Genomic DNA, 3,787 nt, shown 5'->3' with positions numbered 1-3,787 from the left:
CGGCGTGCACCGCCCCGACCACCGTCAGCCGCGCCGGCGAGTCGGGTCCCGCCCCGGCCACGTCAGCGGAGCGCACCGCGTACCCGTCCATCTGCGAGTTGACGAACAGCGGCAGGTCGACCGACGCCCGCAACGCCGCCGAGAGCACCGAGTCCGCGCACGCCGCGAGCGGCAGGTGCGTACTGCGGGCGGCCCGCTCGAGGACCGGCTCCAGGTGCGCACGCAGGAGCTCGCGGTACTCGGCGGGGGACGGGCGGCTCGGCCTGTCGGGCAGGGAGGTCATGTAACCACCGTAACCGCGTTGTACTGTGCCTACGGTCCGCGCGAGTGCGGCCGGACGCAGCGAGAGTGGGGAAGAAGTGGGTCTCTGGTCGGTACACGGCGACGGCAAGAACATCAGACCCGGCGAGGTTGTCGCCCCCATGGAGCGGTTGAGCTGGCCGCGGACCATCGGGATCGGCGCCCAGCACGTGGTGTCGATGTTCGGCGCGACATTCGTCTTCCCCATCATCATGGGGCTCAACCCGCAGCTGGCGATCCTCTTCTCCGGCGTGTGCACCCTCCTGTTCCTCGCGGTGGTCAAGGGGCAGGTCCCCAGCTACCTCGGCACCTCGGTGGCATTCGTCGGCGCGGTCGCCGCCATCCGCGCGCAGGGCGGCACCAGCGCCGAGGTGACCGGCGCCATGCTCGTCGCCGGCGCGACGCTGCTGGTGGTGGGCCTGATCGTGCACGTCGTGGGCGGCCGCGTGGTCACCGCGATCCTGCCGCCGGTGGTGACCGGCGCCGTGGTGATGCTGCTCGGCTTCAACCTGGCGCCGGTGGTGGCGGAGACGTACTGGCCGCAGGACCAGTGGGTCGCGCTGGCGGTGATGATCGTGCTGATCGGGATGACCGTGGGACTCAAGGGCTTCGCCGGGCGGATCGCGATCTTCCTGTCCCTGGTCTTCGGCTACGTCCTGTCCTGGGTGCTCGACCTGGTCACCGGGCCCGAGAGCCCGCGCGTGGACTGGTCGGGAGTGTGGGACGCGCCGTGGATCGGGCTGCCGCCGATGACCGACGAGGCCGCCGGCGTGGTGGGTATCCACGCGCCCGACTTCTCGCTGGCGTTCGTACTGCTCGTGGTGCCGGGCGTCATCGCGCTCATCGCCGAGAACGCCGGGCACGTCAAGGCGATCGGCGAGATCACCCGCACCGAGACCGACGGCCTGATGGGCCGGGCCCTCGCCGCGGACGGCGCGGGAACCGTGCTGGCGACCTCGTTCGGTGGATCGGCGACGACGACGTACGCCGAGAACATCGGCGTGATGGCCGCGACCAAGGTGTACTCGACGGCCGCCTACGTGGTGGCCGCGCTGACCGCGATCGTGCTGGGGTGTTCCCCCAAGCTGGGGGCCGTGATCTCCGCGACCCCGGGCGGCGTGCTCGGCGGCATCACGGTGGTGCTCTACGGCATGATCGGCCTGCTCGGCGCCAAGATCTGGAAGGAGAACCGGGTCGACTTCGGCAACCCGCTCAACCTGGTGCCGGTGGCGGCGGGTGTGGTGATCGCGATCGGGGACACCACCCTGGTTATCACCGGCGACTTCCAGCTTGGTGGCATCGCGCTGGGCACCCTCGTGGTGGTCCTGGGCTACCACCTGGGGCGGGCGATCGCGCCGCAGCTGCGGGGCCAGGCCGAGCGCGACGAGATCCACGAGCTCACGCTCCTGGGTCCGAACCCGGACGTCCCCGCCCCGCCAGGGGCGCGCCGCGGACGGGGACACAGCGGATAGGTGACCGGACGGGGGTCGCACGCCGCCGGACGGTGCCCCCTACACTCGGAGCCACGCGACCGCGGAGGGAGGTGGGCGCCGTGACCGAACCGGACACCCGCAGCCCCTCCACGCGCCCCGCCACCCCGCTGCTCGTCGACTCCTTCGGCCGCGTCGCCCGCGACCTCCGCGTCTCGCTGACCGAGAAGTGCTCGCTGCGCTGCACGTACTGCATGCCCGAGGAAGGACTGCCGCCCATCCCGGACGCCGCGCGGATGACCGCTGACGAGGTGATCCGGCTGGTCGCCCTGGCGCACCGCGAGCTGGGCGTGCACGAGGTCCGCTTCACCGGGGGAGAACCCCTTATGCGGGCCGACCTCGAGCACATCATCGCCGGCACGCGGGCCGAGTGCCCCGACCTGCCGATCGCGATGACCTCCAACGGCGTGGGGCTCGAACACCGGGTCGGCGCGCTGGTCGAGGCCGGTCTGGACCGGATCAACATCTCCCTGGACACCGTCAACCGCCTCGAGTTCGCCCAACTCACCCGCAGGGACCGGCTGCCGTCCGTCCTGCGGGGAGTGCGGGCCGCGGTCGAGGCCGGCCTGGACCCGGTGAAGGTCAACGCGGTGCCCCTGCGGGCGACCCTGCACGGAGCGCCCGACCTGCTGGAATGGGCCCTGGCGGAGGGGGTGCAACTACGGTTCATCGAGGAGATGCCGCTCGACGCCGACAACACGTGGTCGCGCGCGGAGATGGTGACCGCGCAGGACGTGCTGGACTCCCTCGGCACCCGCTTCGACCTCGTTCCCGCCGGGCGCGAGGACCCGTCCGCGCCGGCCGAGATGTGGCGGGTCGCCGGACGCGCCGTGGGAGATGCTCCCGCAACGGTCGGGGTGATCGCGACCGTCACCCGCAACTTCTGCGCCGCCTGCGACCGGACCCGCCTCACCGCCGAGGGGACCGTGCGGTCGTGTCTGTTCAGCGACGACGAGACGGACGTCCTCGGGGTGCTGAGATCGGGCGCCCCGGACCACGAGGTCGCCGAGGTCTGGCGCGGCGCGATGTGGGGCAAGCAGGCAGGCCACGGCATCGGCGGCACCGCCTTCCACAGGCCGCGGCGGTCGATGGGCGCCATAGGTGGTTGACGTGTCAGTGCCGGAGGATAGGGTTGACGTCGTGAGCAGGACACCGAGAGTGATCACCGTGGGGTACTACGCGGCCGCCGAGGACGCCGCGGGTACCGCCCGCGAACGGCTGCACACACAGGCCACGACCGTCGGGGAGTTGGCGCGGGAGGTCTGCGAGCGACACGGTGAGCCGCTGGCCAGCATCGTGACCGTGTCGTCGTTCCTCGTGGGTGAGGAGACGACCCGTGACCCCCACGCCTCGATCGACGGTGTCTCCGAGGTGGACGTGCTGCCTCCCTTCGCCGGAGGCTGATCGGTGAACCGGGGCCGGGCTGTCAGCGCGTTCGCTCTCGCCCTGGCGTGCTCGGGAACCGTCGCGTGCGCCGAGCCGGAGCCCGACTCCCCCGTCATGACCCTCGGGGTCGCCGCCTCGCCGTCCCTGTCCGAGGCGTTCACCGAGATGATCGACGTCTTCGAGGACGAGCACCCCGGGGTCCGGGTGAGCCTGGAACTGGGCCGCTCCGACACGATCGCCGAGGGGATGCCCGCCCGCGACGACATCAACGTGTTCGCCTCCGCGGACGAGGGCTCCATGCAGTGGCTCGTCGATACGGGAGTGGCGGTCGAACCGGTGGTGTTCGCGCGCAACCACGTCGTCGTCGCGGTCCCGTCCGGCAACCCGCGCCAGGTCACCGGCCTCCGCGACCTGGAACGGCCCGACCTGCGGGTGGGGCTGTGCGAGCTGGACGTCCCCTGCGGTCGCGCGGCGGAGTCGCTGTTGGCCGTGGCGGGCGTGGCCACCCCGCCGGGGGTCCCCCGTGATCCGAGTTCGCGCGCGCTCGCGGCCCGCCTGGCGGACCATGAACTCGACGTGGGCATCGTCTACCGCACCGATGTCGCCGCGTC

The 3,787-nt window shown here is 71.9% G+C and carries 4 protein-coding genes and 1 pseudogene; 4 read left to right on the top strand and 1 reads right to left on the bottom strand.

Going from position 1 to position 3,787, the window contains the following annotated elements; genetic code table 11:
* A pseudogene (locus G6024_RS06370) lies at positions 1 to 283 on the bottom strand (gephyrin-like molybdotransferase Glp); the annotation flags it as partial.
* A 76-nt stretch (positions 284 to 359) separates the two neighbouring features.
* Between G6024_RS06370 and G6024_RS06365 the strand changes: the two are divergent.
* The 4 genes from G6024_RS06365 to G6024_RS06350 form a co-directional block, all read left to right on the top strand.
* Positions 360 to 1,772, top strand: coding sequence for a uracil-xanthine permease family protein (locus tag G6024_RS06365; RefSeq protein WP_235027783.1), 1,413 nt, complete (start codon positions 360 to 362; stop codon positions 1,770 to 1,772).
* Between the two features lie 71 nt (positions 1,773 to 1,843).
* A complete protein-coding gene (moaA, locus tag G6024_RS06360; protein ID WP_069389177.1) occupies positions 1,844 to 2,899 on the top strand; it encodes a GTP 3',8-cyclase MoaA in 1,056 nt (351 codons plus the stop codon).
* A 31-nt stretch (positions 2,900 to 2,930) separates the two neighbouring features.
* Complete coding sequence (locus tag G6024_RS06355; RefSeq protein WP_227022118.1) at positions 2,931 to 3,194, top strand: MoaD/ThiS family protein; 264 nt, start codon at positions 2,931 to 2,933, stop codon at positions 3,192 to 3,194.
* 3 nt (positions 3,195 to 3,197) lie between these two features.
* Positions 3,198 to 3,787, top strand: a 590-nt coding sequence (locus tag G6024_RS06350) for a molybdate ABC transporter substrate-binding protein (protein ID WP_159148315.1), incomplete at its 3' end; no start/stop codon positions are given.

It is taken from the genome of Dietzia maris (assembly GCF_014144855.1).
Lineage (GTDB): Bacteria > Actinomycetota > Actinomycetes > Mycobacteriales > Mycobacteriaceae > Dietzia > Dietzia kunjamensis.
The sequence above is the reverse complement of the archived record's forward strand: the minus strand, read 5'-3'. Positions and strand labels throughout refer to the sequence as shown.